Consider the following 15186-nt stretch of genomic DNA (forward strand, 5'->3'; position numbering starts at 1 on the left):
TCTTCCTGCGGGAACGTCCCGGCTTTTGCAAACCCGCCGCCGACGCCCTAGATCAGCGCCAAACATCGAGAGGAACCTGCATGTCCGCCGACCCCATCGTCATCCTGTCCTATGCCCGCACGCCGATGGGGAGCTTTCAGGGCAGCCTCGGCGACGCCTCCGCCACCGATCTCGGCGCTACCGCCGTCGGCGCCGCGGTGGAGCGCGCGGGACTCAAGGGCGACGCGATCGAGCGCATCTATATGGGGTGCGTGCTCCCCGCCGGGCTCGGCCAGGCCCCTGCCCGCCAGGCTGCCCTCAAGGCCGGGCTGCCCCAGCACATCGAGGCGACGACGATCAACAAGATGTGCGGATCGGGCATGCAGGCGACGATCATGGCCGCCGAGGCGCTCGCCGCCGGTTCGGTCGACCTGCTGATCGCCGGCGGCATGGAGAGCATGACCAATGCGCCCTATCTCTCGATGCGCCACCGCAGCGGCGCACGGATCGGGCATGACGTGCTCAAGGATCACATGTTCCTCGACGGGCTGGAGGACGCCTATGAGCCCGGCCGGCTGATGGGCAGCTTCGCCGAGGAGACGGCCAAGGAATATCAGTTCACCCGCGAGGCGCAGGACGCCTTCGCCATCGCCAGCCTGGAGCGCGCCAAGGCGGCGCAGACCGGCGGCGCGTTCGATCGCGAGATCGTCCCCGTCGAGCTGCAGGGTCGCAAGGGCGTGGTGACGGTGGCGCTCGACGAGCAACCGACCAAGGCCGATCCGGCCAAGATCCCGACGCTCAAGCCCGCCTTCGCCAAGGACGGCACGATCACCGCGGCGAATGCCTCCTCGATCTCGGACGGCGCGGCGGCGCTGGTGCTGGCGCGCGCCTCCGTGGCGGAAAAGCTGGGGCTGACGCCGATCGCGCGGATCGTGAGCCATGCGGCCCACGCGCACGCGCCCGCTCGCTTCACGACGGCGCCGGTGTTCGCGATGCGCAAGGCGCTGGAAAAGGCGGGCTGGGAAACCGGCGATGTCGACCTGTTCGAAGTCAATGAGGCGTTCGCCTGCGTGACGATGATCGCGATGCAGGAACTCGGCCTCGGCCATGACGCGGTGAACATCCATGGCGGCGCCTGCGCGCTCGGCCACCCGATCGGCGCGAGCGGCGCGCGGGTTCTGGCGACGCTGCTGTCGGCACTGGAGACCCAAGGCCAGAAGCGCGGGCTTGCCTCGCTCTGCATCGGCGGCGGCGAGGCTACCGCGGTCGCGGTGGAACTGATGGATTGATGCACTCTTCGTAAGCCCCTCCTCCTTGGAGGAGGGGTTTGGGGGTGGAGGGATTCCAGAACGCAAGTTGGTCTCGGTGAGACACAGCCCCACCCCAACCCCTCCCCTGAAGGGGAGGGGCTTAAGGGAAGTATTTACCGCACCGTCTCGCCGGGATCGGTCCCCCAGATCCGCGCCTGCTCGACATAACCCGCACGGCCACCGGCATCGAACCAGCACCAGCCGCCGCTGCACGCGCTGATCTTGCCGACCACACCCGGCGCCGCGCGCCAGCTAATGTGCGAATCGCCCGAGGGGCTGCTGTGCAGTTCCGCAACGCCGCCCGCGACGATGGCGGTCCGCTTGTCGTCGAGCAGATTGGCCTGCATCCAGCCCTCTGCCCCATCGGGATCGCGGACCTTCACCCAGGCCCCATAGCTGGCGAGCACCTTGATCGGCAGCCCGCGCCGCTGGTAGAACCAATTGGTCGGATAGTTGCGCCCCGGCCCGGTGCGCATCCGCGCCTTGCTGGCCTTGAGCGAGGCATAATAAGGCGGCTTGCGCTCCGCATGCGCGGGGGTGGCCAGGGCGACGAGCGCCAGGGCTGCGATACCGATCGAGAAACACCGCTGCTGCATGCCGCGTCTATCGACCAGCCGGCCTCGCGCTTCAACCGTTGACTGTATCCGCGCCACCGGCCAATCCTTTGCCATGGCCGATCCCAAGCGACCGTCCCGCCCCCGGGTGATCCTCACCCGCGCGCTGCCGCAAGCCAGCGAGGCGCGGATGGCGGCGTTGTTCGACTCGGTCCCGAATTCCGACGATGTGCCGATGGACGGAGCCGCGATCGCCGCCGCCATGGCCGATGCGGACGTGCTGGTGCCGACGGTCACCGACCGCATTACCGCCGACCTCCTCGCCGCCGCACCCGAACGCCTGCGGCTGATCGCCAATTACGGCGCGGGCGTCGGCCATATCGACCTCAAGGCAGCGCGCGCTCGCGGGATCATCGTCACCAACACCCCGGGCGTGCTGACCGACGATACCGCCGACATGGCGATGGCGCTGATCCTCGCCGTGCCGCGACGGCTGGTCGAAGGCGACAAGCTCGTCCGTTCGGGCGCCTGGCGCGGCTGGAGCCCTACCAGCATGCGCGGCCACCGGATCGGCGGGCGCAAGCTCGGCATCCTCGGCATGGGGCGGATCGGCCAGGCCGTCGCGCAGCGCGCGCGGGCGTTCGGGCTGCAGATCCATTATCACGGGCGGCACCGCGTCCACGAGGTGCTGGAGCACCAGCTGGGCGCGACCTATCACGCCGATCTCGACGCGATGCTCGAAGCGATCGACATCCTGACGATCCACACGCCGCATACCGCCACCACCAGCGGGCTGATCGATGCGCGGCGGCTGGACCTGCTCGGGCCCGACGCTTGGCTGGTCAACACCGCGCGCGGCGAGATCGTCGATCCGCAAGCGCTGGTGACCGCGCTGCAGGAGCGCCGGATCGCAGGCGCCGGGCTCGACGTCTATGTCGACGAGCCCAAGGTCGACCCGCGACTGATGGGGCTGGAGAATGTCGTGCTGCTGCCGCACCTCGGCTCGGCGACCTTCGAGGCGCGCGAGGCGATGGGGATGAAGGTCATCGCCAATATCCGCAGCTGGGCGGACGGGCATCGCCCCCCGGACCAGGTGTTCGAGGGGTGGTTGTAATCAACCATTTCTAAGCCCCTCCTCCTTGGAGGAGGGGTTGGGGGTGGAGGGATTCCAGACCATCTGTTGGTCTCGGTGAGACACTGCCCCACCCCAACCCCTCTCCTGAAGGGGAGGGGCTAGAAGTGTGTTCCTCAATCCCCGGTCAGGATCCGGTCCACCAGCTGCTTCACCGTCGGCACGAACCCGTTCGAATAGAAGGGATCGCGCTTGAAGTTGTACGCGGCATGGCCGGCGAACATCAGGTTCTGGTCGGTATCGCCGCCATGGGCGATGTCCTGCAGCGTCTTCTGGATGCAGAAGCTGCGCGGATCGGCCAACCGGCCGGTCGAGTTGGTCTCGGTGTCCGCCCAGGACGAGAACTGGCACTGGCTGAGGCAGCCCATGCAGTCGGCCTGGTCCTTGCGGATGATCTGCTGGTCCTCGAGGGTCACGAACACCAGCGTGTTGTCCGGCGTCTTGAGCGCGCTGGTGAAGCCCAGGCCGTGCCATTCGCGCGCGCGCAGCAGGTCGTTGCGCGTCACCCAGAAATTCTTGCCCTTCACGCCCACGTCGAGCTGGAAGGTGTGATCCCCCGCCGCCTCGGTCGAATAGGGGATCTGGCGCTCGCTGCGGGCCTCGAGATGGCGCAGGAACGGATTGCGCACCGCGCTGGAATAGAAGCCGGTCGGCGAGAAGCGGTGCAGCAGCACGTCGCCTTCGTCGATCTCCATCAGCTTGGCCTTCCAGCCCTCCGGGATCGGGCTTTCCTGCGTGAGCAGCGGACGCGTACCGAACTGGAAGGCGATCGCACCCAGCTCGGGATTGTCGATCCAGTCGTTCCAGTCGCGCAGATACCAGACGCCGCCGGCCATCACGATCGGCACACTGTCCGGCAACCCGCCTTCGCGCATCACTTCGCGCAGCGCCTTGACGCGCGGATAGGGATCCTGCGGGGCGCGCGGGTCCTCGGCGTTGGACAGGCCGTTATGGCCGCCGGCGAGCCAGGGGTCCTCATAGACCACCGCCGCCAGCCATTCCTGCGCCTTCGAATAGGCCCGCTTCCACAGCGCACGGAAGGCGCGGCCGGAGCTGACGATCGGCAGGTAGCTCACCTCGTGGTGCGCGGCGATCTCGCTGAGCTTGTACGGCATGCCCGCGCCGCAGGTGACGCCGGCCACCATGCCCCTGGTCCGCTCCAGCACGCCCTGCAGGACGCGCTGCGCGCCGCCCATTTCCCAGAGCACGTTGATGTTGATCGCACCCTTGCCGCCGGCGATCTCGAAGGCGCGCTTCACCTGCTGGACGGCGCCTTCGATCGCGTACTGGATCAGCTCTTCGTGGCGCTCGCGGCGCGTGAGGGCACGGTAGATCTGCGGGATGATCTTGCCATCCGCGTCATAGCTGTCGGCGTTGACCGCGCTGACCGTGCCGATACCGCCGGCGGCCGCCCAGGCCCCCGCGCTTGCATGGTTGGTCGCTGCGACGCCCTTCCCACCCTCGACCAGCGGCCAAACCTCGCGACCGTTGTAGTTGATGGGCGAAAGACCCTTGAACACATTGCCTCCACAAAAATTGCCGCGCGACGCTAGCCGGATCGGCCGCGACAAGCGAGTAACAAATGCTGGCCTCAGCCCAGCGCGCCCGGCCGCCCCATCGCCTGGGCATAGAGCCGCGCATAGGCCGCGACCATCTCAGCCTCGTCGTACAACGCGGATACACGCAGACGGTTCGCCTCGCCGACGCGCTTCCGTTCGTCCGGGTGCTGCGCCAGGATGTCGAGCCGATCCCGCAGCGAAACTTCGGTCCGATCGGCGGAAAGATATCGCTGATTGGGTTCGGAGACCATTGCCGCAATATCCCCTACCTGCGGCGCGACGATCGGCAGCCCCGCCGCCATCGCCTCCAGCACGGAAACCGGCGCCTGCTCGCTCTTCGACGACAGCGCGAAGATATCGAACAGCCCCAGATAGCGATGCGGATTGGCGATGAAGCCGGGCAGGAACACCTGATCCTCGATCGCCATCGCCTCGGCCTGGTCGAGGATCGCCTGGCGCTCGGGCCCCTCCCCAAGGATCACCAGCTTGAAGCGCGAGCTCATGCCGGCGGCAGCGCGGACCAGCATCGGCAGATCCTTCACCGGCCGCAGCCCGGCCAGGCAGCCGATGAACACCTCACCCTTGCGGCGCTTCTCCAGCATCGGAAGCAGCGACGGGTCGAGACGGCCGCTGTAGCGCGCGGTCGGCACGCCATTGGCGATCCGCACCAGCCGCTCCGCTGGCTGCTTCCAGAACCTGGTCGCGACCTGTTCGAGCTTTTCGGAGGGCACCACCAGCGCATTGGCGGCGGGCAGTGCCATCCGGCGATACATGTTGCGCACGGTGCTCAACTTCTCCGCCTCGTCGGCGTTGAACCCGTCCTCGTGGTGGATGATCGGTGGCAGGCCCTTGCCGAACACCCGCGCCGCCATCACCCCGTCGATCGCGCCCCAGTTATAGGTGAGCACCAGGTCGAAGCGCCGCATGAAGCGCGCGATCTCCTCGTAGCGCTTGACCGAGGGCTTGCCGCTGAGCGGCGGCGGATCGAGCGCGATCTCGTATTTGATGTGCTTGTCGATCGCCTCGCGCGCGCCGAGCTGGTCGGGCATCGCCGAGACGATGGTGTGCCGCGCGCGGTCGCCGAACGCGTTCATCAGCTGCACCGCCCGCGCTTCCTTGCCGCCGAGCGCGAAGGTCGAATGAAGATGGAGGATGTGGATCGACATGGGGGCCGGGGTGTAGCGGGCGATTGCGGCGGCGTCATCCGTTAGGATGCGGTCACGCGAGATCGTCGGGCTAGCTGGCCCTCGCGCGCGTGCGCCGCTACAGCCTGCGCCATGCAAGGCCTGCCCCGCCGATGAGCGACACCACCCCGCCCGCCCCCCGCCACGGCGGCTGGATCATCGCGGCTTGCATGTGCGCCTCCAGCCTCGCCTTTCTGGACGGATCGGTGACCAATGTCGCCTTGCCGACGATCGGCAGGACGCTGGCTGCCGACCCGGCGACGCTGCCCTGGATCATCAACGCCTATCTCCTCCCGCTGTCCGCGCTGCTGCTGTTCGGGGGCGCTACCGGCGACTATTTCGGCCGCCGCCGGATGCTGGTCCTTGGCGTTATGATCTTCGCGCTCGCCTCGCTCGGCTGCGCGCTTTCGAAGGGCACCGACCTGCTGCTCGCCTCGCGGGCATTGCAGGGAGTCGGCGCGGCGATCCTGATGCCCAACAGCCTCGGCCTGCTCGGCAGCAGCTTCCACGGCGAGGCGCGCGGCCGCGCGATCGGCACCTGGGCCTCGGCCGGCGCGATCGCCTCCGCCGTCGGACCGCCGCTCGGCGGCTGGCTGGTCAACGCCGTCGGCTGGCGTGCGATCTTCTACCTCAACCTGCCCGTCGCCGCCGCGGCGATCGCGATCGCCTGGCGGTTCGTGCCCGAGAGCCCGCGTGGCAAGGGCGGGCTCGACTGGCTGGGCGCGGCGCTCGCCACCGCAGGGCTGGGCAGCCTGACCTGGGCGCTGACCCTCTGGTCGAGCAGCCATGCCGTCTCCACGCAATCCACCATCGGCCTGGTGGGTGGCGTCGCGCTGCTCGGCGGATTCGTGCTCCATCAGCACCGGCTGGGGGAGCGCGCGATGATGCCGCTGGCGCTGTTCGGCTCGCTGCCCTTCGTCGGCCTCACCGTGCTGACGCTGCTGCTCTATGGCGCACTGGGCGGGCTGATCCTGCTGCTGCCCTATCTGCTGATCGTCGGTGGCGGCTATCCGCCGGCGCAGGCCGGAGTCGCCCTCCTTCCCTTTTCGATCGTGATCGGCATTTCCTCGCGCTTCGCCGGGCGATTGGCGGCGCGGATCGGCGGGCGTTGGCCGCTCTCGGTCGGGCCGATCGTGACGGGCATCGGCTTCTGGCTGCTCTCGGGCGCCGACCCGCAGGCGAGCTATTGGACGAGCATCCTGCCGGGGATGCTGGTGCTGTCGCTCGGCATGGCGGGCGCGGTGGCCCCGCTGACCACGGCGGTGCTCGCCTCGGTCGACGATCGCTTCACCGGCACCGCCTCGGGCTTCAACAGCGCCATTGCGCGGACCGGCGGCCTGGTCGCGACCGCGCTTGCCGGCGCGGTGCTGTCGCAGACCGGCGCGGCGCTGGTCGGCGGATTCCACGTCGCCGCGCTGGTGTGCGCGGGGTTGGCCGTCGCAGCGGGCGTGACGGCGTTCCTCACGCTCAAGGCGTGAAGCGCCGCCGCGACTCAGGCAGCCCCGAGGAGGGAGCCCTGCACCTGGCCCGGCGCGCGGCACTCACGGCTCAGAGTTCGGCCAGCGCCAACTCGGTCTCGCGAATGGCCTTGGGGGAGCCGACGTCGAACCACAGGCCCTGATGCACTGCGCCCCACAAGCGCCCGGCCTTGATCGCGCGGTCCCAGAACAGATTGGTCGAGAACGGCCCTTCGGGCCAGTCGCGGATCACCCGCGGCGACAGGATCTGGATGCCGGTGAACACGAACGGCGCCAGCCGGCCCGGCTTGCGGCGCTCGGTGATCCGCCCGAAGGCATCCAGCCGGAAGTCGCCCTGCCCACGGTGGCAGGTCGCGCGCGCCAGCGGCACCAGCAGCAGCAGCGCATCCATCCTGGCGTCGTCCCACTGCGCCGCTAGTAGCCGGATCGCATCGCTGGGGCCGTCCACCCACAGATTGTCGCTGTTGACGCACAGGAAGGGCGCGTCGCCCAGCAGGTCGCGCGCCTGGACGAGGCCGCCGCCGGTCTCCAGCAGCTGCTTGCGCTCGTCCGAGATCCGCAGTTCCATGCCCTTCACCCGCGCGCGCAGATGCGCCTCGAGCTGGTCGGCGAGGTAATGGACGTTGACCACCGCGCGCTCGACCCCGGCCGCCGCCAGCCGATCGAAGACATGGTCGATCAGCGGCTTGCCGGCGACGTCGATCAGCGGCTTGGGCCGGGTGACGGTGAGCGGGCGCATCCGCTTGCCGAGGCCGGCGGCCATCACCATCGCGGTCTTCGGCACCGGCGCCGCCGGCTGCGGGCGGAGCGAATAGATCGTCATGCCGCCACCTGCATCGGATCGCCGCGCTTCTCGGGCGGTACATTGGCCGCGAACCAGTCTGCCACCGGCTTGAGCGCGGGATGGGCGAGGTCGCGCTCGAGATAGGCCCATACGCGCGGGCAGAGCGACGGGTAGCGCGGCTTGCCGTCGCGCTTCCACAGCCGGGTGAAGATGCCGAGGATCTTCGCGTTCCGCTGGGCGCCGAGCACATGATAGGCGATGTCGAACGCCTCCCCCGCCCCGGTGGCGTCACGGTAATGGGCCAGCATCGCCGCCTCGGTTGCCGCGGGCACGTCGCGGCGTGCATCCTGGAGCAGCGAGACGAGGTCATAGGCAGGATGGCCGGCGAGCGCGTCCTGGAAGTCGAGCAGTCCCAAGCCTTCGCCACCTTCGATCAGCATCAGATTCTCGGCATGGTAGTCGCGCAGCACCGTGACGGGGCGATGACCACCGAGCAGCGGCACCAGCACCGCATCCCAGGCATCGCGATAGCCGGCCGCATCCACCTCCAGCCCGACGGCGGGGCAATACCATTCGACGAACAGCCCGGCTTCGCGCTGATAGACGGCGAGGTCGTACGGCGCCTCCACCCCCGCCGGCGCATCGTGCAGGCGCACCAGCAGGTCCACCGCGGCGCCGTACAGGCCCAGCTCGCGCGCGGGCTCGGCATCCACCGTCTCGCGCAGCCGCACGTCGCCGAAATCCTCAAGCAGCACCAGGCCCTGCGCCAGGTCCTCGTGAAGGACCGCGGGTGCGGCAAAGCCATGATCGCTCAGCCAGCGCGCGACCGCCAGGAACGGGCGCGGATCCTCGTGCGGCGGCGGCGCGTCCATCAGGATCGCGCTGCGGCTACCGTCCACCACGCGGAAATAGCGGCGGAACGAGGCGTCGCCGGCGACGGGGAGGATGTCTGCTCCCGCCCAACCGGCGGAAGCGAGGAAAGCGGGCGCCGCGGGCGGCGGAGTCATGTCAACGGCCATCGGCCTTCCCATGCCGCCGGCACGCGCGCTGTCAAGGCGCGGGTGCCATCCGCCGCGACCGCCAGCGTCAGCCACAAGGCGTCGTGCCATGCCGAGGCGGGCAGCCGCTCGGGCCATTCGACCAGCAGCAGCGAATCATCGCGCGCATCGTCGAGCCCCAGTTCCTCCGCCTCGTCCGGATCCTCGATCCGGTACAGGTCGACGTGCAGCACCGGCAGCCGCACCTCGGGAACGTCATAGGGCTGGACGATCGCGAAGCTCGGCGAGGGTGCCTCGCCCTCCAGCCCAAGCGCCGCGAGCAGCCCCCGCGCGATGCTGGTCTTGCCCGCCCCCAAGGGCCCCGACAGCGCGATGACGTCGCCGGGGCCGACGACGGCCGCGAGCTTGGCGCCCAACGCCAGCGCCTCTTCGAGCGAGGCGAGCAGGAGGGTTTCGGCCGTCATGGGTTCGCGATGCCCTTGTTCCAAAACACGCCGTCATCCCCGCGCAGGCGGGGATTCATTGGCGCTGATACTGCGGTTCTTTCCCCAAGCGCACAGGCGAATGGATCCCCGCCTTCGCGGGGATGACGGCGGGTGCGGGGGGAGCATGGTATCGAAACGCCCGTCGTGCTGCTCCTCATCCGCGCGGCAACTCCACCGTGACGAGCGTCCCCTGCCCCGGCTCGGAGATCAGCTCGATCCGCCCGCCATGCGCCTCGACGAACTGCTTGGCGAGCGGCAGGCCCAGCCCCAGCGCGCGATCGCCGCCGCGCGAGGTGCCGACCTGCGCGAACCGGTCGAACGCCCGCGCCACCGCCTCGGGCGGCATGCCGGGGCCGTCGTCGCTGACGATCACCCGCGCGACCCGCGCATTGCCGTCGAGATGGAGCAGCACGCGGCCGCCCTCGGACGTATGCGATACCGCGTGGCGCAGCAGATGCTCGACGGTCTGGCGAATGCGCCGGGCATCGCCCTGGACCACGCCCGCCGTCCCCGCATCCTCGATCACCAGCTCGATCGCCTTGCCCTTGGCGAGCGGCGCGATCACGTCCGCCGCGCTGGTGGCGGCAAGCTCGACGTCCACCGTCTCGCGCTCGATCGGCTGGCCTTCGCTCTGGGTGAGGTCGAGCACGTCGTCGATCAGCCCGCCCAGCCGATCCACCGACATCAGGATCGCCTCGACATATTCCTTGCCGTCGGCGCTCAGCTTGCCGGCAAACCCGCCCTGCAACATCTCGCCGAACCCCTTGATCGAGGTGAGCGGCGTGCGCAGCTCATAGCTCATATTGGCGACGAAGGCGGTGCGGACGCGGTCGGCCGCTTCCAGCGCCTCGTTGCGGTCGCGCAGCGCGCGCTCCACGCGCTGACGATCGGTGGTGTCGAGCATCGTCACCAGCGCATTGCCGTCGGGCAGCGGCACCGCCGCGATGTCGAAATGGCGGCCATTGGCGAAGGTGATGCTGGAGCCGCGTTGCTGGCGGTCCTTGGCGGCGAGCCGGATCAGGTCGCCGATGATCTCGGCGCGCGCCGCATTGACCAGCTTGCCGCCTGCCGCCTTGACGATCGTGGCGATCTGCGGGTGCCCGTCGAGGAAGCCGTCCTCGAAGCCCCAGACCTGGCGGAACTTGCGGTTCCACAGCTGCAGCCGCCCCTTGCCGAACACCGCGACCGCCTCGGCCAGGCTGTCCAGCGTCGCGGTGCGGACCTGCTGCATCTCGCCATGCTCGCGCTGGAGTTCGAGCTGTTGCGTCTGATCCTCGAAGATCAGCAGCAGCCCGCCTTCGGGCAGCGGCTGGGCGACGACGCGGAGATGGGTGGTGCCGATGCTCCAGCTTTCCTCCACCGCATCGGGCGCGGTGAACCATTCGCGGCGCTCGGCCTTCCAATGGGGGAAATCGCGCACGTCGGGCAGCTTGCGCGCCTCGCGCATCCGCTCGAGCACGCGGTCGAACTCCGGCCGATCCGCCAGCCACTCGTTCTTCATCGCGAACAGGCGGCGGAAGGGCTGGTTGCAGAACACCAGGCTGCGGTCCGAGCCGAACTGCGCGACGCCGGCGGACATCCGGTCGAGCATCGCCCGCTGCGCCTCGGCGAAGCGCTTGAGGCCGCCGCGGGCGCGCTCCAGCTCCTCGATGTCGACGGCGAAGCCGGCGATCCCGCCGGTGGGCAGCGGCACGTCGTGAAGGCGCAGCATCCGCCGAGCGCCCGCAATGGTAGCAGGCATCGCCGCCGATTGCGGCTCCTGCGTATCACGCGCGATCGCGGCGTTGGCGAGCGGACCGCCCAGCCCCGCCCCGTCGACCAGTTCCACCCCGCGCGACACCACGTCCTCGGCGTCGCGCCCCTCGACGGCGCGGACATAGGCGGTGTTGACCATCAGCAGCCGCAGATCGGGTCCGCGATACCACATCGGCATCGGCGCCGCCTCGATCAGTGCGGTGAGCGCGTCGAAGGCGGCGCGCAGCCGATCGGCTTCGCGTTCCAGCGAGCCGACTTCGGCCTGGCTGTCGGTCGCGTCCAGCACCCAGAGCAGCACACTGCCTGGCGTCTCGACCGCCTCCGATGCGCGCTCGCCGAGCACCAGCAGCATCCGCTCGGAGCCGCGCACCGGCAGCGAGAGGCGGAAGGATTGCCCGGCCCGCTGTGCGGCCTCCACCTGCTCGCCAAGCAGGGCGACGTCTTCGGGATCGAGCCCCGAATCCTTTTGCGACAGGCGGGCGAGCGATTCGACGGGGCCCTCCAGCCCCAGCCAGGCGGCGAGGCGCGGCGACATCTCGATCCGGCCATCGGCGCGCACCAGCATCGGCAGCGCCGGCGAGGTACGGGCGAAACGGAGCAGCCGCCGGTTCTGCTCATAGGCGGTGCGCGCAGCGGCCCGCGCGGCCAGCCCGGCATAGAGCGCCCACACTGCCGCGATCAGCACGAACGCCAGCACCGCGCCGACAATGGCCGCGCCACTCTGCGAAAGTACGATCATCGGGGAAGACGCCGGCAAGCCATCGTCCCACCTTTAGGCGAAGGCGCCCCCATACGAAAAGGGGCCCGGCGATGCCGAGCCCCTTCCGCACCTGTTTTCTGGCCTCGGCTCAGAACTTCACGCTCGCAGCCACGCGCGCATAACGCCCGAGGATGCCGGAGAAGTAGGTAGTCGTTCCTGCACCAGCCGGCGCCGGGAAAGGCGGCTTCACGTCGAACACATTGTCGACGATCAGCTTCATGCCGAACTGCTGGTTCACGCGCACGCCCAGCGTCGCGTTGAACACCCACCAATCGCTCACGCCCATGATGTTGCGGGCATTAGCTGCCTCGTCGACGTCATAGGCGCCCTTGCCGATATACTGGGCCTGGATCAGGCCGTTGAACCGGTCGCCCTCATAGGTGAGGTTGGCGGTACCCGAATGGTGCGGATAGCCGATCTCGCCCGCGAGATGGTTGATGTCGCCGATGCCGACGCGCTGCTGCAGCTTGTCCCGGTAGAAATAATTCACCGACAGCCCAGCGACGCCGTTGCTCGACATGCCGAGGCGCGACAGCGGCAGGCGATAGGCGGCGGTTACCGTCAGGCCCGTCGTCTCGTAGGACGAGGCGTTGTAATAGCCTTCCTGGATGCCGGTGATCTGGCCGTTGGCATCGCGCGTGACGAGGCCGCAGAAGCTGTTCGGATAGGCCGACGAATCATAGCAGGCGTTGAGGATGTCGTCGCCGCCCAGCGAGACGATCGCGTCCTTCAGCTTGATATTGATCCAGTCGACCGCCACCGTCAGGCTCTTGGCGAAGCGCGGCTGCACGATCGCGCCGACCGTCCAGCTGTTCGCCACTTCGTTGCGCAGCCCCGGATTGCCCGAGACCGTCACCGGAATGGTGAAGTTGCTGTAGTTGGACACGAAGCTGGTCGGGTCGATGCCGGCGGCGCGGCAGTTCGCCTGGCGCACCGACGGGTTCGGACCGCTGGTCGAATAGTTCGCGTCGCAAGGATCGCGGCCGTTGTCGAACGCACGCGAGGTCGGGTTGAACGCCTCGGTGATCGCGGGCGAGCGGATCGAGCGCGTATAGTTGCCGCGGAAGGTCAGGTCCGAGATGAAGCCGAGGCGGCCACCCGCGGTCCAGGCCCAGTCGCCGCCCGAAAGCGAGTTGTCGACATAGCGGGCCGCGCCGTCGAACTCGACGGTCTTCAGCCAGCTGACGCCGTTCTGCGCGGTGACGAACGGAATGACGAGCTCGCCGAACGCCTCGTTGGTGTGGAAGCGGCCGCTGATCGGATCGATCGGGATGCTACGGCCATATTGGGTGCGCGTGCCGTCGCCATTGTCCTGGCCGTAATAGAAGCTGCCCGGATCGAACGAGGTCTTCTCGCGGCGATGCTCATAGCCCGCCGAGATGCTGACGTCGTTGCCGAACAGCTTGGCCACGGCGCCCGTGACGTTGGCGTTGAACACCAGCTGCTCGTTGGTCGAGACCGGACGCGCGATCGCGAAGATATAGTCGCGCGCGGCCTGGCTCGCCTGGCCCGAGCCGAGGACGTTCAGCGGTGCGCAGGTCTTGCTGATCGTGTCGGCGGTCGAGTTGGTCACGCCGGGGCGGCAGGTGATGTTGCCGTTGGCGTCGGCGACGGCATCGATCGCGTTGAAGAAATTCTGGTTGTCGAGCTCGTAGTTTCGGCCGCGGGTCTGCGACCGGCCATAGTTGGCCGATGCTTCCCAGGTGAAGTTGCGATCGCCGATGCCGAAATCGCCCGCGAGGCCGCCGACGAAGCGATAGGTCTCGATCCGCGCTTCGGCGCGGCCGGTGGTGAGGTCGTTGAGCGCGCGGCCGACATAGAATTCGTTCTGGCCGGCCGGCAGCTGCGAGGCGATCGTCGCCCGGTCGGCCGCGTTCAGATAGGGATTGTTGAGCGAGACGATCAGGTTGCCGTCGGGGGTGCCGGCATCGTCGAACAGCGCGGTATTGTAGTTAGGCTGGTCGATCAGGTTCACGCCCTTGGTGTGCGTGTACCAGCCCTCGCCGAAGAAGCGGACGTGATCGGTGAAGGCATAGTTGAGCTGGGCGCTGGCGATGTAGCGCTCCGAGCTGGTCAGCAGGTTGCTCTGCGCCGGCAGGTTGAAGCCGTTGCCGCCGCTGCTGATATAGCCCTGCCGCAGCACGGTGCCGAGATCGAGCGGCACCAGCGTGCCGTTGGGCCCGAACTGCAGATACTGGCCCGCGGCGTTCTGAAGGCCGGAGCGCTGCACCGAATAGTCGTCATCGACGAACGGCACACCGCCCGAGGTGAACGCCGAATAGCGCTGCTGCGGGTAGAGCAGGCGCGCGAACGGCGATCCCGCCGACGCCGGCGGCGTGCCGAAGAAATTGCCGCGCGCGGTGACCGCGCGATCATTGGCGACGATGCCGGTGGTGTGGTTGTACTCGCCCGACACCACGATGTTGCCGCGGCCCTCGGCGAAGTTCTTGCCAGCCAGGAAGTTCAGCCGTGCCTCGGGCGCGTCGCCGCGCTCGGAGACGCCGTACTGGCCGCCGACCTCGAGCCCTTGATAGTCCTTCTTGAGGATGATGTTGACGGTACCGGCGATCGCATCCGAGCCATAGATCGGCGCACCGCCGATCGCGACGGTTTCGATGCGCTGGACCAGCGTGGTCGGGATGTTGTTGAGATCGACCTGGGTACCCGGGTTAACCGGGCCGAAGATGCTGGCCGTGTTCGACGAGACGAAGCGGCGGCCGTTCACCAGCACCAGCGTGCGCTGGGTGCCGAGCCCGAAAAAGTCGACGAAGGTCTGCGACGGGCCGAACGAGGACTGCGCACCGACCGAGCTGTTGCCCGGCGGGCCGAAGGCGGGGATTTCGCGCAGCGCCTGGCCGACATTGGTGTAGCCGCGCGACTCGATCTGCGCGGCGCCGACCACCTGGGTCGGCTGCACCGTATCGAACTCAGGGCGCGCGATGCGCGAGCCGGTCACGACGATTTCTGTCGGCTCCTGGGCAGGCGCTGCCCCATCCTGCGCCGTGCCGGTGCTGGTCTGGGCCAGAGCGGGTGTGGCGAGGTGCGCGAACGCGAGGACGGCGGCCGAAGCCGTGAAACGCAGGCCGGGAACGCGGCCGGAAACACTGAAACGCATCTATGAACCCCTTTTTGCACGCTTCTAATGATGCTGCCGCCGGTCGAACCCATTGTTGCATCTGGGGTTTTGCCGAAGTTGCAGGCACGTTTC

11 protein-coding genes are annotated in these 15186 nt (G+C 68.6%); 3 read left to right on the top strand and 8 right to left on the bottom strand.

Annotated elements, in window-relative coordinates:
• The first annotated feature begins 80 nt into the window (after positions 1–80).
• The gene (locus tag BM009_RS00910) at positions 81–1268 is read left to right on the top strand and encodes an acetyl-CoA C-acyltransferase (protein WP_093292836.1); all 1188 of its coding nucleotides are present in this window, start codon (positions 81–83) and stop codon (positions 1266–1268) included.
• A 134-nt stretch (positions 1269–1402) separates the two neighbouring features.
• Here the strand turns inward: BM009_RS00910 and BM009_RS00915 are convergent, their stop codons facing one another.
• Positions 1403–1885 carry an SH3 domain-containing protein gene (locus tag BM009_RS00915; RefSeq protein ID WP_093292838.1) on the bottom strand — a complete coding sequence of 161 codons (483 nt, stop codon included), beginning with the start codon at positions 1883–1885 and terminating at the stop codon, positions 1403–1405.
• Positions 1886–1958: 73 nt separating this feature from the next.
• On the opposite strand from BM009_RS00915, the gene BM009_RS00920 reads away from it, so the two are divergent.
• On the top strand, positions 1959–2957 hold the full coding sequence (locus BM009_RS00920; protein ID WP_093292840.1) for a 2-hydroxyacid dehydrogenase: 999 nt from the start codon (positions 1959–1961) through the stop codon (positions 2955–2957).
• A 134-nt stretch (positions 2958–3091) separates the two neighbouring features.
• Here the strand turns inward: BM009_RS00920 and BM009_RS00925 are convergent, their stop codons facing one another.
• Entirely contained in the window at positions 3092–4495 is a 1404-nt protein-coding gene (locus tag BM009_RS00925; protein WP_093292841.1) for an NAD(P)H-dependent flavin oxidoreductase, read from the bottom strand.
• A 71-nt stretch (positions 4496–4566) separates the two neighbouring features.
• Complete coding sequence (locus tag BM009_RS00930; protein ID WP_093292843.1) at positions 4567–5700, bottom strand: glycosyltransferase; 1134 nt, start codon at positions 5698–5700, stop codon at positions 4567–4569.
• A 131-nt stretch (positions 5701–5831) separates the two neighbouring features.
• On the opposite strand from BM009_RS00930, the gene BM009_RS00935 reads away from it, so the two are divergent.
• Positions 5832–7196 carry an MFS transporter gene (locus BM009_RS00935; protein ID WP_254772093.1) on the top strand — a complete coding sequence of 455 codons (1365 nt, stop codon included), beginning with the start codon at positions 5832–5834 and terminating at the stop codon, positions 7194–7196.
• Positions 7197–7266: 70 nt separating this feature from the next.
• Here the strand turns inward: BM009_RS00935 and BM009_RS00940 are convergent, their stop codons facing one another.
• The 5 genes from BM009_RS00940 to BM009_RS00960 all read right to left on the bottom strand — a co-directional run bounded on the left by BM009_RS00940 (position 7267) and on the right by BM009_RS00960 (position 15093).
• Positions 7267–8019 (bottom strand): nucleotidyltransferase family protein, encoded by a 753-nt coding sequence (locus BM009_RS00940; RefSeq protein WP_093292845.1) that lies wholly within the window; start codon positions 8017–8019, stop codon positions 7267–7269.
• The gene (locus BM009_RS00945) at positions 8016–8987 is read right to left on the bottom strand and encodes an aminoglycoside phosphotransferase family protein (RefSeq protein ID WP_175487845.1); all 972 of its coding nucleotides are present in this window, start codon (positions 8985–8987) and stop codon (positions 8016–8018) included. The genes BM009_RS00940 and BM009_RS00945 overlap by 4 nt, the downstream gene beginning before the upstream one ends.
• The gene (tsaE, locus tag BM009_RS00950; RefSeq protein WP_093292849.1) at positions 8984–9442 is read right to left on the bottom strand and encodes a tRNA (adenosine(37)-N6)-threonylcarbamoyltransferase complex ATPase subunit type 1 TsaE; all 459 of its coding nucleotides are present in this window, start codon (positions 9440–9442) and stop codon (positions 8984–8986) included. The genes BM009_RS00945 and tsaE overlap by 4 nt, the downstream gene beginning before the upstream one ends.
• A 175-nt stretch (positions 9443–9617) precedes the next feature.
• Positions 9618–11957 carry a sensor histidine kinase gene (locus tag BM009_RS00955; protein ID WP_093292851.1) on the bottom strand — a complete coding sequence of 780 codons (2340 nt, stop codon included), beginning with the start codon at positions 11955–11957 and terminating at the stop codon, positions 9618–9620.
• 109 nt (positions 11958–12066) lie between these two features.
• A complete protein-coding gene (locus tag BM009_RS00960) occupies positions 12067–15093 on the bottom strand; it encodes a TonB-dependent receptor plug domain-containing protein (protein ID WP_093292853.1) in 3027 nt (1008 codons plus the stop codon).
• Positions 15094–15186: the final 93 nt, after the last annotated feature.

This window comes from Sphingomonas sp. NFR04 (genome assembly GCF_900114095.1).
Taxonomy (GTDB): Bacteria; Pseudomonadota; Alphaproteobacteria; order Sphingomonadales; family Sphingomonadaceae; genus Sphingomonas.